The organism is Pseudomonas sp. NPDC089547 (genome assembly GCF_050280665.1).
GTDB lineage: Bacteria > Pseudomonadota > Gammaproteobacteria > Pseudomonadales > Pseudomonadaceae > Aquipseudomonas.
On sequence record NZ_JBNNVS010000011.1, the window covers coordinates 118,357 to 134,995 of the forward strand.

At 61.6% G+C, this 16,639-nt stretch carries 17 protein-coding genes; 6 read left to right on the forward strand and 11 right to left on the reverse strand.

Translation table 11 applies throughout. The features are described 5' to 3' along the window. The first annotated feature begins 2 nt into the window (after positions 1-2). The 6 genes from ureE to ACQKPZ_RS10700 all read left to right on the forward strand — a co-directional run bounded on the left by ureE (position 3) and on the right by ACQKPZ_RS10700 (position 4,796). On the forward strand, positions 3-488 hold the full coding sequence (ureE, locus tag ACQKPZ_RS10675; RefSeq protein ID WP_427537607.1) for an urease accessory protein UreE: 486 nt from the start codon (positions 3-5) through the stop codon (positions 486-488). Between the two features lie 19 nt (positions 489-507). Further along, a complete protein-coding gene (locus tag ACQKPZ_RS10680) occupies positions 508-1,053 on the forward strand; it encodes a HupE/UreJ family protein (protein WP_427537610.1) in 546 nt (181 codons plus the stop codon). Next, complete coding sequence (locus ACQKPZ_RS10685) at positions 1,053-1,727, forward strand: urease accessory protein UreF (protein ID WP_427537613.1); 675 nt, start codon at positions 1,053-1,055, stop codon at positions 1,725-1,727. Before ACQKPZ_RS10680 ends, ACQKPZ_RS10685 begins: the two co-directional genes overlap by 1 nt. An 11-nt stretch (positions 1,728-1,738) precedes the next feature. Beyond that, complete coding sequence (gene ureG, locus ACQKPZ_RS10690) at positions 1,739-2,362, forward strand: urease accessory protein UreG (RefSeq protein ID WP_010953755.1); 624 nt, start codon at positions 1,739-1,741, stop codon at positions 2,360-2,362. Positions 2,363-2,582: 220 nt separating this feature from the next. Then, positions 2,583-3,443, forward strand: coding sequence for a hypothetical protein (locus ACQKPZ_RS10695; RefSeq protein ID WP_391133229.1), 861 nt, complete (start codon positions 2,583-2,585; stop codon positions 3,441-3,443). A 15-nt stretch (positions 3,444-3,458) separates the two neighbouring features. Continuing rightward, entirely contained in the window at positions 3,459-4,796 is a 1,338-nt protein-coding gene (locus ACQKPZ_RS10700) for an endonuclease/exonuclease/phosphatase family protein (RefSeq protein ID WP_427537616.1), read from the forward strand. A 14-nt stretch (positions 4,797-4,810) separates the two neighbouring features. Here ACQKPZ_RS10700 and ACQKPZ_RS10705 read toward each other — a convergent pair whose 3' ends face one another. The 11 genes from ACQKPZ_RS10705 to mcpP all read right to left on the reverse strand — a co-directional run bounded on the left by ACQKPZ_RS10705 (position 4,811) and on the right by mcpP (position 16,541). Next, positions 4,811-5,539 carry a DUF899 domain-containing protein gene (locus tag ACQKPZ_RS10705; RefSeq protein WP_427537618.1) on the reverse strand — a complete coding sequence of 243 codons (729 nt, stop codon included), beginning with the start codon at positions 5,537-5,539 and terminating at the stop codon, positions 4,811-4,813. A 95-nt stretch (positions 5,540-5,634) separates the two neighbouring features. Next, entirely contained in the window at positions 5,635-7,836 is a 2,202-nt protein-coding gene (locus ACQKPZ_RS10710) for an LTA synthase family protein (protein ID WP_427537621.1), read from the reverse strand. A gap of 136 nt (positions 7,837-7,972) precedes the next feature. Beyond that, positions 7,973-9,250 (reverse strand): hypothetical protein, encoded by a 1,278-nt coding sequence (locus ACQKPZ_RS10715; RefSeq protein ID WP_427537624.1) that lies wholly within the window; start codon positions 9,248-9,250, stop codon positions 7,973-7,975. Positions 9,251-9,296: 46 nt separating this feature from the next. Then, entirely contained in the window at positions 9,297-10,049 is a 753-nt protein-coding gene (locus ACQKPZ_RS10720) for a hypothetical protein (protein WP_427537627.1), read from the reverse strand. A 45-nt stretch (positions 10,050-10,094) separates the two neighbouring features. Further along, positions 10,095-10,775: a C39 family peptidase gene (locus ACQKPZ_RS10725; protein WP_391133246.1), complete on the reverse strand. Its 681-nt coding sequence runs from the start codon at positions 10,773-10,775 to the stop codon at positions 10,095-10,097. Between the two features lie 63 nt (positions 10,776-10,838). Further along, positions 10,839-12,290, reverse strand: coding sequence for a heme utilization protein (locus tag ACQKPZ_RS10730; protein WP_427537630.1), 1,452 nt, complete (start codon positions 12,288-12,290; stop codon positions 10,839-10,841). A gap of 51 nt (positions 12,291-12,341) precedes the next feature. After that, a complete protein-coding gene (locus ACQKPZ_RS10735; RefSeq protein WP_427537633.1) occupies positions 12,342-12,920 on the reverse strand; it encodes an adhesin in 579 nt (192 codons plus the stop codon). Between the two features lies 1 nt (position 12,921). Beyond that, a complete protein-coding gene (locus ACQKPZ_RS10740) occupies positions 12,922-13,362 on the reverse strand; it encodes a hypothetical protein (RefSeq protein ID WP_391133254.1) in 441 nt (146 codons plus the stop codon). 297 nt (positions 13,363-13,659) lie between these two features. Next, positions 13,660-14,229: an AAA family ATPase gene (locus tag ACQKPZ_RS10745; protein ID WP_427537636.1), complete on the reverse strand. Its 570-nt coding sequence runs from the start codon at positions 14,227-14,229 to the stop codon at positions 13,660-13,662. Then, positions 14,226-14,792, reverse strand: a complete 567-nt coding sequence (pnuC, locus tag ACQKPZ_RS10750) for a nicotinamide riboside transporter PnuC (RefSeq protein ID WP_427537639.1) — start codon at positions 14,790-14,792, stop codon at positions 14,226-14,228. The genes ACQKPZ_RS10745 and pnuC overlap by 4 nt, the downstream gene beginning before the upstream one ends. Before the next feature lie 114 nt (positions 14,793-14,906). Beyond that, on the reverse strand, positions 14,907-16,541 hold the full coding sequence (mcpP, locus tag ACQKPZ_RS10755) for a methyl-accepting chemotaxis protein McpP (protein WP_427537642.1): 1,635 nt from the start codon (positions 16,539-16,541) through the stop codon (positions 14,907-14,909). Positions 16,542-16,639 lie beyond the last annotated feature (98 nt).

Consider the following 16,639-nt stretch of genomic DNA (forward strand, 5'->3'; position numbering starts at 1 on the left):
CGATGATTGTCCTGACCCGCCGCATCACCGAGCCTGGCACGCTCACTGAAACCGGCACTGTCACCCTGGATGTGGACAGCCGCATCAAGAGCCGCTTGCGCGTCACCCTGGACGATGGCCGCGAGGCTGGCTTGATGCTTGAGCGCGGCCACCTACTGCGCGGGGGAGAACTGCTCGCCGATGCCGAGGGTAACCAGCTGATTCGCGTGCTGGCAGCGCCCGAAACTGTCTCCACGGTGCGCTGCGCCGATCCGCACCTGTTGGCACGCGCGGCCTACCACTTGGGTAACCGCCATGTACCCCTGCAGATCGAGCCTGGCCTGTTGCGTTTTCAGCATGACCATGTGCTGGACGACATGCTGCGTGGCCTGGGCCTGGCGGTAGAAACCGAGCAGGCACCGTTTGAACCCGAAGCGGGTGCCTACCAGAGTGCGCCGCATGGCCATGGCCATGATCACCCGTTCGTACGCCTGCCTGCCCATTCCTGAACTGCCTTGGAGCAACCCTATGAAAAAGACGCTTGCACTGTTTCTGCTGATGCTGGCCGTGCCAGCTTTCGCCCACCCAGGCCATGACAGCAACCCACTGCATGACGGCCTGCTGCACCCGCTGACCGGCCTGGACCACTTGTTGATGCTGCTCGGCACTGGTGTGCTCGCGGCATTGACCCGGCGCAATCTGACGTTGCCCCTGGCCACCCTGGCGGCAATGTTTGGCGGGGCGGTGTGTGGCCATCTGTTCGGTGACGTGCTGGGCATGGAGACCCTGATCGCCCTGTCGGTGCTGGTGGCTGCCGGGGCCATGTTGCTGCCGAGCCGGCAGTTGCTGCTGGCCATGGCCATGCCCGTGTTTGCCCTGTTCCATGGCTGGGCCCACGGCGTGGAGGCCACGCCGAGCGCGTTCTGGCAGTTCAGCGCCGGCTTTGTCACGGTCAGCGGCCTGCTGCTGGCGGCAGGTTTTGCGGTCGGCTGCCTGTTGCGCCGTCACAGCGGCCTGCAAAAGGCCTTTGGCGGTGGCCTGCTGGCCGGCGCCGCGCTGGTGCTGGCCGGTTGATGAGCAGCGACCTGGCGTTACTGCGCCTGCTGCAGCTGGCCAGCCCCGGCTTGCCGGTGGGTGGTTTCACTTACTCGCAAGGCCTGGAGTGGGCGGTGGAGGCTGGCTGGGTGAAGGGTGTGGACGGTTTCGCTGCCTGGCAGCGCGAGCAGGTCGCCGACACCCTGGCGTGCCTCGACTGGCCGGTGTTGGCGCGCCTGTATCACGCGTGTCAGGCCGAGGATGCCGAGGCGTTTGCCCAGTGGAGCCGCTTCTTGCTGGCCAACCGCGAAACCGCCGAGCTACGCCTGGAAGAACAGCAGCGCGGCGCGGCGTTTGCGCGGCTGCTCGACGGCTGGCAACTGGGCCAGTCACCGGCCTGGCGCACCAGCCTTGAATTGACCCAATTGGGCGGCATGGCCTGGTTGGCTGCGCACTGGGCCATCCCGCTGCGCCAGCTGGCCCTGGGCCATGGTTTTGCCTGGCTGGAGGGCGCGGTCATGGCTGGGGTCAAGCTGGTGCCGTTCGGCCAGCAGGCCGCCCAGACCTTGCTGCGCGACCTGGGCGCAGGTTTGCCTGCCGCCCTCGATCAGGCACTGGCACTGGGCGATGACCAGCTTGGTGGCGGCCTGCCGTTGCTGGCCATTGCCTCATCGCGTCACGAAACCCAATACACCCGTTTGTTCCGTTCCTGAGGACTGCCTTCATGCAAAGCTATCAACAACCCCTGCGCGTCGGCGTCGGTGGCCCGGTCGGTTCCGGCAAGACTGCACTGCTGGAAGCGCTGTGCAAGGCCATGCGCGATCACTACCAGATTGCCGTGGTCACCAACGACATTTACACCAAGGAAGACCAGCGCATCCTCACCGAGGCTGGCGCACTTGAGCCGGAGCGTATCGTCGGAGTAGAAACCGGTGGCTGTCCGCACACGGCCATTCGTGAAGATGCTTCGATGAACCTGGCTGCCGTTGAGGCGCTGGCACGCAAGTTTGGCAACCTGGAGGTCATCTTCGTCGAAAGCGGCGGTGACAACCTGAGCGCTACGTTCAGCCCGGAGCTGGCCGACCTGACCATCTACGTGATCGACGTGGCCGAGGGCGAGAAGATCCCGCGCAAGGGCGGCCCGGGCATTACCAAGTCGGACTTTTTGGTAATCAACAAGACTGACCTGGCGCCTTATGTGGGGGCTTCGCTGGAAGTGATGGAGCGCGATACCCAGCGCATGCGCCCGCAGCGTCCCTGGACTTTCAGTAACCTGAAGAAGGGTGAAGGGTTGCAGGCGGTGATCGACTTCATTGTCGAGCGCGGCATGCTGGGTGTGCGTGGCTGAAGCAATATCAGGATTGCGCAGGCCCTGGTGGGAACCGCTTCCGCCTTACGCTACTGCTGATTGGCGAACTTCTCGCCGACTGTTCACGCAGAGGTTGGTAGGGCGGAAAGCGGACATCACTGGACAGTCTGTTTCCCACATTCGCAAACGCTGATGGGCGACAGAAATCAGGCCTGCGATCCGATCAGATGACGGTTCCCTTTCAGGAAACCTCACTGCCATGCACTTGAACTACTCGCAAAACCTCCACGGCATCCTGAGCAGGTCGACCCTGCTCGACGAGACCTCCAGCCAGGATTGCAGAATGGTTCTGCACAATGATGTGCTGTACTGCGTCTACCTCAACGGCGACGAGATCAGGATGCTCAGCAGGCGCCCGTCCTCCACCTGGGCTTCGGTCACAGCGATTGCCGGAAAGACCAGCGTCAGCCTGCCCGGTCTGGTGTCCTTCAAGGATGACTTGGTCATGGTCTACGCAGATGCCACGAACATGACTGTTGTGTGCCGTTACAACGAAGCCTCCAGAACCTTTATCACCATGGCGCACATACAAGCACAGCTGTCGCAGACACCGGCGTTCGCGGCGCTCAATGGTATCTTGCACATGTTTTATAAAGTGCAAAATAGTTCCAATATCATGTATGCCACGACATCCGATCTTATTAACTGGAGCCAGATGCCCGTCGTCAAGAACAACGGCAATCAATCCGTCTTGACCTACATGAGCCCGGTTGCCGCAACGTACCAGAACCTGATTCATCTGATCTATCAGGACAAGACAGATAAACGTAACTACATGCTCAAATGCGATGGCGAAAACTGGACAAGCAGCATCAGCCTTATAGACAAGCGATATCCCCATTCTCCCGGCCTTTGCGTACATAACGGACTGCTCAAACTGCTGTTCACTGGCGATGGCAGCAAGCTGGATCAGTACTGCTATGACGGGAACGCGGTGAGCCCGCTGGTGAGCAGCATCAAACTCGATTGCGGCGAAGGAAGCCCTGCATTGGCCGTCCAGCAAGGTGCGCTGGTCGCGGTCTATGCAGGTGCGCATGTCAACCCTGATACTCAATCCTGATCGGGAGCCCAGCCCATGTCGGTTGATAGAGCCATTTACGACTACACGCGCGCCCACCTGCCGCCGTCCACAGACTCAGTCCATTTTGAAATTCAGTTCGAAATCATCGTGACGGATATCGTGGCGCTGCTGCGTCATGCGCCCGATGACGCGCGGCACACTGCGGTCTGGCTTGTCTATTTCGTGTCGACTCACTACATGCACCGCTCGAACGAGGCTTCTCAGCAGCAATACGCACAGATTCTGGAGTCAGTCTTTCGTCGCCTATATAACGACCGTCGCTTCATCGATCACATCAATGCAGTGCATCCTCGGCACAGTTATCCGGTGCTGTTATGTTTTTATCACCTGCACCACGCCTTGATCATGAACGGCTTGCGGGCACCGAGTGGCCCTCTGATCCTCGACCACGGGGACGCTCTCAGAATGCTGCAGTTCGCCGTCGGTGCGGCGCACGGCCCTTGGCACTCCCGCATCCGGCTGCGAGGCGGCATCAGGGACTATTATCACGCCTCTGTTCGCGATGACGGTCAGGATGCGCTGATCGAACTGGGCAGGCTCCCGCTGACTGGCAGGCATCCTGTGAGTGTCGCGACCTGGAACATGCAGGGTTCTTCGGAAACGGCCGAGACGAAATGGCGAAGTTTCGTGCTGCAACTGGCGCGCAGCAATGCGGTGGTGGCCCTTCAGGAAGCAGGCGTAATGCCGTCTTCTTCGCTGCTCGCCGCCCAATTACCGGTTCCAGACCAGTTCGGTACGACTTTGCGGGTCGATCACTACTTGTGGAACGCCGGAACCATGTCGCGTCCGGAGCAATACCATATCTTCTATCTGGACGTTCAACGCTTGCGGGTCAATTTGGCACTGGTCGTTTCCGAAGCCAGCGGGCTGGATATCGTACAAGCGGTGGTGATTTCCGATGGCTTGCCAGATGATCAGAATGCTCCGGTATATCGTCCTGCACTGGGTTTGCAGCTACGCCGTCTTACGACATCGCAAGAAAACATGACGGTATACTGTTTTCACGCCATTTCCTCAGGTGGTCCCAACGCCCCGCGCATGCTGCGCGAAATAAGTTGGCACACGCCCTCGCGCTTTATCGTATTGGGCGACTTCAACCGTGATCCACGCAACGTTTCGGCCCAGACGCCCAGCGGCCAAGGCAACTGGATCTCACCACCCGACATCGCCCAGCTGGCTTTGCCAGCCGCCGAAACCCATCCCAGCACCGCGCCGCAAAACATGCTGGACTACGCAATCGTCGATGGCACCCCAGCCGAGCCTGGACAGGTCAGTGCCGCAGGCCCGTCGGATCATCGGGCGGTGAGTTTTCAGGTCAGTTTTCCGGATTGAAGCTGGCTTGGCATTCAGTTGTGGCAGCAATGAGGCTTGCCGGGCTGCTGTTCATAGCGGTCATGGTGCCGCACCCAGTCCATGGTCCCGCCTTCGTTACGCCCCAATGGCGCAATGTCCAGGAAGTTGTAGGTATTGACCAGAATGTCCAGCCCGCGGGCGTAGGTCGAATAGGTGTGGTAAACGCTGCCGTCCGCGTCGCGATAGAACGCACTCAAGCCCGGCAGCTCGGTTTCACTGCCATCATACGGCTCATAGTTGTACTGCCGCTGGCCTTCGCTGCCGACACTGACGCCAAAGTCTTCGTTGAAACCGCTGCCGTGTGACGAGTACCAGGGGAACTGCCAGCCCATGCGCCGACGGAACGCCTGGAACTCGGCATACGGCGCCCGCGATACCGCCACCAGTGACACATCGTGGTGCGCCAGGTGCAGGTTGGCACCGTCAAAATGGTCGGCCAGGAACGAGCAGCCGGGGCAGCCTTCGCTCCAGCCTTCGGCAAACATGAAGTGGTAGACCAACAGCTGGCTTCGGCCCGCGAACAGCTCGGCCAGGCTCAGGTCGCAGTCCGGCCCGTGGAAGCGGTAGTCCTGCTCCACCCTGACCCAGGGCAGTGCGCGACGTGCTGCGGACAGCGCGTCGCGGTGGTGGGTGAAGGCTTTTTCGTGCAGCCACAGTTGCCGGCGGGCCGCCAGCCACTGGCTACGGGAAACCACCGGGTGCCTGCTTTCGCTTGTGCTCATGGTGCTTTCTCCACGCTAGGGGATTCACACAGTAGTCGAGCACGTTCAGGTCGAATCGACAGACACCGGTGGCCGGGCGATGAGTGGTAGGCCGCTCAGCCCGAATGGGCGATATGCCCCTCGCTCAGTTCATCCGCGGCCTCTTCCTCGCCTGGCAGCGCGGTGATCACGCTGAAGTCACTGACTTCCACCTTGCCGCCGCCGTAGCCCAGCAAATGGAAGGAGAACGCTTTGCGCTCGGTCGGGTTGTCGAAGCTGAATTCCATTTCCAGTGGCTCATCGGCGGTGACCTTCACTTCAGCAGGCAGGCCCAGCGGCACGTCCTGCTCCAGCTGCTTGGCCTTGAGCTGGATATAGGCGGCGCGTTTGGGGTCCAGCGAGCGTACCTTGACCCGCACGCGAGTATGCGAACCTTCCGGCATTTCCAGGTACTGGGCGCCGATCAGGTTGTCGGCCCAGTCATCGTGAATGCGCTTGCGCAGCTTGATCGGCGAAGGGCCGCCGAACTGGTAACGCAGGTTGAGCGGGGTTTGCAGCAGGGACTGGTCGAGCACCCCGGCCAGTGCACCGATCTGCTGGCCTAGCAGGCTGTCGCCGGGGCCCAGGTAGCGGGCCTGGTCGGCAATGAAACCCTCACTGGCATAACGCCGGCAGCGCTGCTGGAAATCGCACTCGGTGAACACGCCCTGGCCGTTGTGGTAGCGCAGCATGCCGTTGGTGTAGGAGATCATCTCGCGGCCAGTGTCGTAGTCGCGGTACAGCGAGCGGCCACCCAGCGCCATCGGGATGGGCAGCGCAAAGTAGTCGAGCACCGAGGTGGCCAGATCGATATGGCCGTAAGTACCGCGTTTGATGTGCGGCAGTTGCGCCTGCTCTGGCGCCAGGGTGAGGTTGAAGCCCCAGGACGACGCCAGGCGCACGCCGTCGATGCCGTGGGACTCGTCAGAAGTCACCACTACCAGGGTGTCCTTGAGCACGCCCTGGCGCTCGAGGTTGTCGAGGAATGCCCCCAACGCATCGTCCAGGTAGGCGACCGCCGCCTGTTTTGGCGTGTCATAGCGCTCCAGGTACTCGGCCGGTGCCGAGTACGGCTGGTGGGTACCCACGGTGAGCAGGGTCAGCATCCAGGGTTTGTCCTGCTTCTGCAGCTGGCCGACGTAGTCCAGGGCACCTTCGAAGAAGGCGCGGTCATCCTTGCCCCATGGGAAGTCCAGGTAGTTCTTGTTGCGGAACCACTCCAGGCCATGCACCGAGTCGAAGCCGATATGCGGCATGATGCGGTCCTTGGCCATGAAGCGCAGGCCGGCACCTTGCAGGTAGTGGGTGGTAAAGCCGGCCTGGCGCAGCTGCGCCGGCAGGCAGGCCTGGTTGCGTTCGTTCTGGGTCAGCAGCTCCACACCCTTGGGCGTGCCATTGGCCAGCTTGTCGTAGTCACCACACAGCATGGCGTACAGGCCGCGAATGGTCTGGTGGGTGTGCAGCACGTAGTCGGGGGTGTTCATGCCGCGCTCGGCCCACTGGCTGACCTTGGGCATGAGGTCCTCGTCGAAGCGGCTGTGCAGGGCCTGGCGGTTGGGCCGCAGGTAGGCCCCGGGGATGCCTTCTACGGTGATGACCAGCAGGTTGCGGGCGCTACCGGGCCCGGCCAGCAAGCGCTGGCCATGCAAGTCGGACTGGGTGAGGCCGCTGCTGGCCAGCGGTGTGAACGGTTGCGTGCGGCCCATCCAGCCTTCGACCTTGCGCTCCAGGCTGCCAACCCCGGCCGACATCAATTGGTGGCTGAGGTTGTATTGCCGCCACTGGTCGGCGTCGCTGGGTACCAGTTGCTGGCTGCCCCAATGGGCAGCGAACAGCAGCACGGGAATGGCCCAGGCCTTGCGCGGCAGCGGTGTGCTGCGTTGGGATCGGCTGCGCCAGGCGGCGGCTAGCCAGGCGAGCAGGCCAACGCCAAGGGTCAAGGGCAGCCAGGCATGGGCCAGGCCGCCGCCAGTCGAATTCTCCATGAATTGCGGGTCGACGAGGTACGTGAGGTCGGCGCTGGTGGGCAACCGGCCCACCGCGCTCACAAGTTCGGCCGAAGCCACCCACAGGGCTGCCCAGGCCAGCAGCACGGGCAGGGCCAGCCACCATGGCCGGCGGTGCAGCAGCAAGACCAGCAGGCTGCCGAGGGCGAGGTCGGACAGGTAACCGAGCGGGTTGGACCAACCCAGCATGGCGCGCGTACCCAGTGGGATCACCAGCACCAGGGCTGCCAACGCGGCAAGCCGGGTGCGTGGGTGGTCTGACAGGTTCTTCACAAAAACTTCCCTTTTGCCATTAAATCGTCATGCATCTGTGCTTGATGATAACAGGCCGGGGAAGGGAAAGCGGTTCGCTACAAGGCTGGTAACCAAAAGCCTGGCCCGCTTGTGCGGGCCAGGCAGAGGGCAAGTATCAGAAGTAGTAAGGGAATTTCAGGCTGAAGGAAAAGTCCGGTGCATCATCGGTCAGACCAATGGACAGGTTGGGTACGATGGTGAGGTTGTTGGTGGCGGCGAAGGTCAGGCCGACGTTGAAGTTGGCCGCGTTGTAGTCACTGTTGGAGATGGACTGCCAGTCGCCGCCATCAGGTTTGATCTTGCTTTTGCGGGCGAACTGGTCCGACACCGAGAACGACATACTCATCTTTTCGTTCAGGGCAAAGGCGATACCGCCGCCAATCTGCCAGGAGTCGCCGAGTTTCACGTCACCTGGCACCTTGCTGTTGACCTGCGGGCTGATGTCACTGAACGAGTCCTGCATGTTGTAGGTATACGACAGGCTGCCGAATAGCACGGCCGGGTCGAAGGTCTTGACCAGCGAGATGCCCGGGGTGATCGACCACACGCCGTTGCCGGTTGGCAGGCTGTCCGGTACAGACAGGTTGCTGTTGCCGTCGACCTCGCGCAGCTTGATGCCATACGGGTCCTTGCCGGTCGGCGCCTTGACCCGCAGGGTGGCGACAGCGTCCGGCCAGGTTTCGTCCTCGTCGAGGAACTTGTAGGCCACGCCCACGTTGATGTCGCCGATTTCCGGGTCACGGGTCACGCTGGCGTCCGAGGTGCTGGCACCGGCGCCACCTGCACCGCCGGAGGAGTAGGTGGACTCGCGGTACACCACGGGAACGTTGATGTCGAACTGCCAGCGCTGCGCCAGGTTATAGCGCGCAGTCATGTCCAGGGTCCAGTTGTCGGCCTTGATGCGGTCGAGGTTGATGCTGCCGAGGAAGATCGAGTCCAGCGCCAGGAAGCCATTGAGCGTGAGCGCCCGGGTATCGTAATGGGTATAGGTAACACCCGTTTCGAAGCTGAACTTGCCGCCGCCAAAGAACCCGCTGGCCTCGTCATACAGGTTGGATACGCTTTGCGCGGGTTCGGAATCGGCCGTAAGCGCCTGGCCGTAGGAACTGCCTGTAGTGCCTGGTGTGCCAGACGCAACGGTCTGCGCCCCCTTGACCCCCTCGGCGGGGGACCTGACCAGGCGCTTGGGTGGCGCCGCTGCGGGGGCCTCCTCGACCTGTCGCACACGTTGCTCAAGCACCATCAGCGCTTGTTGCTGCGCCTCGTAACGGCGTTTAAGTTCGATCAGTTCCTGTTTCAGTGCTTCGACCTGCGGGTCGGCGGCTGCGTAGAGTGCGGTGGGGGCCAGGGTAGTCAAACACACAAAAGCTCTGAGCGATAAAGATCGGTACATGGAGTTGCCGTCCCTTCCAACTACTTTTGATGAGACAGAGCGTAGATCAGTATCCGAAGGTGCGAAGACCTTTGAGCTGGTCAAGGCTGCCATTGAGCGACGCAGCGGTCGGTACGCTCTCGCGCATCACAACGTTCAGCGAGGTAACGTTGTTGACCCTGTTGCCGTTGCCGAGCAATGTCGAGTTCTGCATCAGGCCGCCCTGGGCCAGGCGCTGTACGCTGCTGCCCTGGTTATTGCTGGCATTGATGTTGAGTTGCACACCTACGCCGCTCGAAGACACGCTGAGCGCACCGGCGCCGTTTTCGCCGACCAGGGTCTGGCCGGCGGCGAGCACCTGGCCTTGCTGTTGCACGGCGGGGGCCTGGTTGGCCTTGGTCACGTTGATATCGACGTTGTTGTAGGCCGTGTTGTTGTCACCGGCAGCACGCACTACCTGGGTGACGCCTTCGGTAGTGGTAAGGCCGTTGCCGCCGGTCACCACGCCAGTGCCCGCAGCAGAAGCGTTGCTCGACGCCGCACCTGTGCCTTTTTCATCAATCATCGAGACATAGAACTGGGGCTTGATGGTCGATTGCTGGACCTGCAACGTGGATGTCGCCCCGATCACGTCCCCTTTGGCATTTTGCCAGGTGCTGGACATGACGATGCCGAAACTCACGATCCGCCCCGGCATCACGTAGCGGCCCCGCAGGTTGGCCAACTCCTGGTCCTTCAGTTCGATGGGTTTCAACGGCTCGGCGTGGCTGGGCAGGCTGGCAGCCAGGCAAGCCATGGCCAGCCACAATGAAGTCTTCATGAAATGCTCCCTGGAGCATCATGCTCCTTGTCATTAGAACAGTCGTTAGAAGAAGTCGCTTTTGATGAAGCCGAAATCCAGCAGCTCGGCGTCCTTCACTGGGGTGAAGTTGTCCACCCGGCCCTTGGCGGTCAGCGGCAGGGGTGGGTCGAGCAGGATGTTGTTCTTGTCGTAACCCTGGCCGATCACGGCGAAGATGATGCCGTTCCAGCCTTTTAGGAAGTCGTCGACTTTGTAGCGCCGATGGCCCAGTACCGGGTCACCGACATACACCCAGCCTTTGTCGACCTTCTGCATGACCACGAAGTGCTTGTAGCCGCGCACATCCATCAGCACCACGACCGGGATGCGTACGCTGTGAAGGGTGTCGGGCGCAACCCGGTAACCGCGGGCGCGCATCCCCAGGCTTTCGACGTAGCGTTTCATGTCGAGCATCGAAAAGCCTTGCGTGCGCACCAGGTCCTGGTCGGCGTGGGCCAGCATGCCTTCGATGATCTGATGTTCGTCCACATCCAGCCAGTAGGCCTGGCGCAGGATGGTCGCCAGTGCGGCGGCGCCGCAGCTGAAGTCGGTTTTCTGTTGCACCAGGTCGGCGAACTTGCGTTCACGCACGCTCTGGATGGGCTTGAATACCACGGCACCGCCCGGCAGGACGGACAGCGGCATTTGTGCAGCTTCGCTCACGCTGGCCAGGCACAGCAAAAACGCCAAGGCGATAATGCGCATGATCGGATGCCTTCCGGTGGGTGTTGAAGAAAGGCCCCCCGAAGGGGGCCTCAAGCGCAGCGTTTAGAACGAGGTGTTGGAGATGGCCAGCGAGTTGCTCTGCTGGTTGCCCACACCGGCTGCCACGTTCACGCCCAGGTTGCCGCTGCCACCGTTGACCGAACCGCTAAGGGTTGCAGTATTGGTAACAGGGTTGGCCCAGCCGGTCGGGGTCAGCACTTGGAAGGACACGGTATTGCTCAAGTCGTAAGCACTGCTTTCGCTGTAGCTCTTCGAAACGTCGTTCGAGGATTGCTTCGATTTTTCGCCAGACTTCGAGAAGTCAGACGCCGAAGCATTCTCGTACGAAGAGTCGTGAGACTTGGTGTAAGAAGACTCTTTGGACTTGTCGTACGAAGAGTCACGCGCCTTGTCGTAGCTGGAGTCGAAGGCTTTTTCGAACGACGAGTCGTATGCACTTTCGCGCGACTTGTCGACCGAAACATCCAGCGATGCACTCAGCGAACCATCGAAGGTGCTGGAGCGGGTGCGCTCGCGACGGCCGTCATCGGTTGTGAAGGTGCGCGTAGCGTTGGCTGCAGCGTCCAGCGAAGCGTTCAGGTTGGCGCTGCTCGACGAGCTGTTGCTGCCGCTGGCAGAACCGCTGGCATTCCAGCCATTGGAGCCGCTTGCCGTCATGCTGCTGGAGCCACTGGCGTTGCTGGTTTTCGAACCGCTGGAGTTCCAGCCACTGGAGCCACTGGAGCTGGCGCTTTGCGAGCCGGCCACGCTGAAGCTCGACGACGAGCTGCGGTCGTCGGTCGAGTTGAACGTGCCATCACGCGAGCTCGAGCCACTGGCCGAGGTGGTGATGGTGATCGTGTCAACGCGATAGGTGCGGTCAGCCGCGTTGTTCACGACCAGGCCTGGGCCATCCTGTTCGGCAGAAGCCGTGGCAGTGGCGTTACCCAATGGGGCACCGGTGTTGGCGATGGCCATGGTGTTTTTCTGTTGGTTGAGGTCGCCACCGGCGATGTTGATGCCGATGTTGCCCTCAGCCCCACTGGCCGAGCCGCTCATCAAAGCCGACGACTGGGTCGAGTAGTTGTCCACCCGGTTGTTGTCGCTGGTTTGCTGCACGTCGGCAGTAGCATTGGCCATGCCGAACACGAAGCTGTTGTCCAGGCTGGATTCGGAGCCGGCGTTGGCAATGGCAGCGGCGTTGTCCTGCTGGTTGCCGTTACCGGCCGCCACGTTGATGCCGACGTTGCCGCTGGAACCCGTGCCCGAGTCACTCATTTCGGCTTCGTTGATAGTGCCCTGGTTGGTGATGCGGTTATCAGTACTGGACTGGGTATCCCAGGCATTGGCCGTTGCATACACCGGGATCTTGGTTGGAGGAGGCGTGTGCTGGCCGTGATTATTGTGGCCATTGTGGTGCCCGCCACGCCGGTCGTTTTGGTCAGCTTGTACAGCAACAGCCATGACCGCAGCAATTGCGAAAACCAGAGGCTTGATTGCCATCGAGGGTTTCATGGTGATTCTCCGTACTCTATTTAGGTTAAGTGTTGTTCTTAACTGGAAGGGTCAATCCGCGACCCGGATGCTCAAGGTGTTGGCCATTCGGTTTCCCACCCCGGCACTCTGGTTCAACTGGATCACCCCACGGCTACCGGTGAAGGCCTGGTCACTTGTGGTGACCTGGCGATAGCCGGCCGGGATGTCAGTTGCTCCGGAGTTGTTGAGCAGCGCCACGTTCTGTTGCATGAGGACGCTGTCGTCGATGCTTTGCGGTTGCGTACTGAGGGTGATGCTCAGGGCGTTGGCTTGCTGGGTATTGGCACCGGCACTCTGGTTCACGCCCAGCGCCCCACTGCCGTTGCTGAACGCGTTGCCCTGGATAGTCGAGCGGGCATCCATGGCGGTGTCTGCGGGTGTGTCCAGCCGTTGGCGGATCTGCGTGCTGGCGTTGGCTTCAGGCCCCACGGCAATGGCACGCGCGTTGACCTGTTGCTGCTTGTCGCCAGCGGCCTGGTTGACCGAGAGGTTGCCCTGGTAGCGGCTGCCGGAGTTGTTGATGTCGGCGTTATTGATGACGGGAACCAGCGACTCGGCGAGGGCCGGAGCACTGCACAGGGTGGCCAGGATCAGCAGCATGTGCTTCATGTCACTTGCCCCCGCCGGTCAGGATCTGCAACGGCGCGAGGCCGCGCTGCACACTTGAATTGACCATGTTCGAGATGCCATTACCCGAGCCGCCCGTACCGCGACCGCCCGACAGGTTGGGCAACTGGTTCTGGTTACCGAGGTTGCCACCCAGGTTGTTGGTTTGCTGGGTGATCATGTTGCTGATGCCTGCGCCACTGCTGATGCTGGCGAAGTCGCCATCACTCAGTTCATTGGTTTGCTTGAGCACATAGGCAGAAGGGTTGGCGTTGACAGTGGTGGGGCTCGGGTCGGGGATCAAGGGCGGTATGGTCGCGTTGCGTACCTGCACGTCGCGCTTGATGATGATGATCCCGTTGTCCGCCTGGGCCGCAAGGCTCAGCGAGCCCAATACACAACCCACCAGCACCCAGTGATAGAGGCGTTTGTCACTCTTCCTCACGACGGCAACTCCTTCTTTGAGCGCTGGCCTTGTTCAGCGATGCGAACAACAGAGCAGAAGGTGTGCCGTTTTTGAGAATTGTTTGCAGATCAACAGGTTAAGGCAATGGGTTGAGAAATTGCGGCGTATTTTGTCTCAGCGGTGATACAGACTGCGCGCAGTGGTGCGGCCTAAGCCAGCGCTGGCTTTGACTGGAAGGGATTTTGCAGGGGTGTTTCACTGGCTTGACACTGGCCCCGGAGCGGGGGGAACCCCCGCATTTTCGGGGGCTTTGACCCACCCACCTGTGTCAGTGGCTTAACACTCGGTCGGGCAGGATGGCGCATTGCTATCAAGCAGCATAGCAACGGCTTGCAAGGCCTGCAATTGGCGCTGTGGCCAATCGCCCTCAAGTATCTGGTGCGCCTGATTGTGCCGTTTCAGCCAGGCGAGGCTGTTGTCGAAAAAGTGTTGCCGGTCGTTGATATCGGGCTGGTTGCGTTGGCCATCGGCAACCCAGTCAACGCCTTGCGGGCTTAGCAACAAATGCAGGTCGTAATGCCTTGCAAGCAAAGCCTGTTCCAGCCAGGCCGGGCAGTCATCGAACAAGGCCTGGCTCCAGAGCATGTTGCTGAGCAGGTGGGTGTCCAGGATCAACAACGGTGGGGCTTGTTCGCGGGCGCGGTCCTCCCAGGCCAGTTGGCCCCGGGCGATGGTGGGGATATCGGCGTAGCAGGTGTCGCGCCGCTCCTGGTCGATGAAGTGGCGCACGTATTCGGCCACTACCACGCCGCCGAAATGCGCCTGGATCACGCCGCTGAGCCAGCTTTTACCGCTGGACTCGGGGCCACACAGCACCAGCACCTTCATGGCGTGTTGAGCGCTCATGGCTGCACCAATGCCGTGTCACGGCGCCATTCCAGCCAGCCGCGCACGGCAATCAGTGTGAGCACGGCAAAGAAGCCTGCGGTGAAATACAGCTGCTGATGCAGGTACTGGCCGACATAGACGATGTCCACCACCACCCATAGCGGCCAGCATTGCAGGCGCTTCTGGGCCATCCACAGTTGCGCCACCAGGCTGAAACCGGTCAGGGTGGCGTCCAGCCAGGGCAGGGCGGCATCGGTCCAGTTGGCCATGGCCGCACCCAGGGCTGCGCTCAGCAGTACCCCGGCAGCCAGGCCGGTGAACAGCGCCTGGCGTTGCAGGCGGGAGACCTGACGAGCGTCTTCAGCGTGACCGGGGCGTTTCCATTGCCACCAGCCGTAGACTTGCAGGAGCGCGTAGGCCACCTGTAGCAGCATGCCCGAGTACAGTTTTACCTCGTAGAACAGCCAGCCATAGATCAGCACCATGACCAGGCCAATCGGCCAGCACCAGGCGTTTTGCTTGACCGTTAGCCAGACAGCGGTGACGCCGAGGACGGCGGCGATGAGTTCAAGGCCGGACATCGGCGATCCTTGGGGAGACAATCGGGGAAGGGCGCGATTGTAGCGGGTCGATGTGTTGCAGGCGAACCTTTGTAGGAGCAGCCTTGTACTACGAAGAGGCTGCTCCTGAAAAAGTCATACCCGGAATTGTCTCAACAGCTGCTCCAGCTCCTCGCTCAATTGCCCCAACGCCACCCCCGCATCGCTGGACTGGCGTGCGGCATCCGCTGTCTGCTGGGACAACCCGGCGGTATCCAGCACATTGCGATTGATCTCCTCGACCACATGCGCTTGCTGCAAAGTGGCGCTGGCGATGGACGCATTCAACGCGGTGAGATTGGTCAGTGCCTGGTTGATGGCATCCAGGCTTGCACCGGCCTCGCGGGCCTGCTGGACGGTTTGACGCGAGGCTTCGCTGCTGGTGTCGATGGCCTTGACCGCGGCGTCCGACTGGCTTTGCAGGTGTTCGATCATCGTATGGATCTCGGCCGTTGACTGCGCCGTGCGCTGGGCCAGCAGGCGCACCTCGTCGGCAACAACGGCGAAGCCGCGGCCTTGCTCGCCGGCCCGTGCCGCTTCGATGGCGGCGTTTAGCGCCAGCAGGTTGGTCTGCTCGGCGATGGAGCGAATGACATCGAGTACACCGCCGATGCGCGTGCTGTGCCCGGCCAGGTCGCGGATCACCTGCACGGCCTGGTCGATGGTAAGCGACAGCCGATCGATCTGTACCAGGCTGCCGTGGATGGCTTCCTGGCCATGGGCTACCTGTTGCTGCGCCGTTTGCATTTCGCCGGCGGCCTGTTCGGCAGTCTTGGCTACGTCCTGCACGGCGTAAGTCACCTCGTTCACGGCCGTGGCCACCTGGTCCATCTGTAGCGACTGCTGGGCACTGTGCTGCTGTGCCGCCCCTGCATTGTCGCCGACGTGGCCGGCGGACTGGGCCAACGAGTGAGCCGCGCCTTGCAACTGCCCGACCACCCCCTGCAGCTTGCCGTTGAAGCGGTTGAAGTGCTCGCCCAGGTGGGTGATTTCGTCACGGCCATGGGTGTCCAGGCGCCGGGTCAGGTCGCTTTCGCCGCTGGCGATGTTGCTCATGGCCTGCACTGCCTCCTGCAACGGGCGGGCGATGCTGCGGGCAATCAGCATGACCACCAGGGCCATCAGCAAGGCAATGCCCACGCCCACCAGCGAGGCGTCGCGCAATTGGCGGGCGAATTCGGCCTGCACGTCATCGACATACACACCCGACCCGATGATCCAGCCCCAGGGCTTGAACAGTTGTATGTAGGAAGTCTTGGCCACCGGCTCGCTGGCGCCGGGCTTGGGCCAGCGATAGTTGACGGGCCCGGCGCCCTGCTGGCGGGCCAAAGCGACCATTTCGTTGAACACGGCAAAGCCGTCGGGGTCGCGGATGGCTGAAAGGTCCTGGCCATCGAGTTTGGGGTTGGCCGGATGCATGATCATCTTCGGCCCCAGGTCGTTGATCCAGAAGTAGTCGTCGTGATCGTAGCGCAGCGCGCGCACCACTTGCAGCGCCTGTTGCTGGGCGGCATCACGGCTGAGCGTGCCGGCTGCTTCCAGCCCTTGGTAATAGGCCAGCACCCCGGCTGCGGTCTGCACGACGTGGCGGGTTTTTTCGGCCTTGGCCTGGTACAGGTCACCGTGGATCTGGCGCAGCATCAACAGGCCAAGCACCACCAGCATGGCCACCGCCACCCAAAGGATCAGCCACAGGCGACGGCTGATCGACATAGATCTCAGAGTGTTCATCCAGGCGCTCCCGCATTGTTCTTTTTATTGAGGTGCATCCAAGCATGCTTTGCGACAGGCCCCCACCCGACTAATGGCTAAGTGCTATCTTCGCAAGA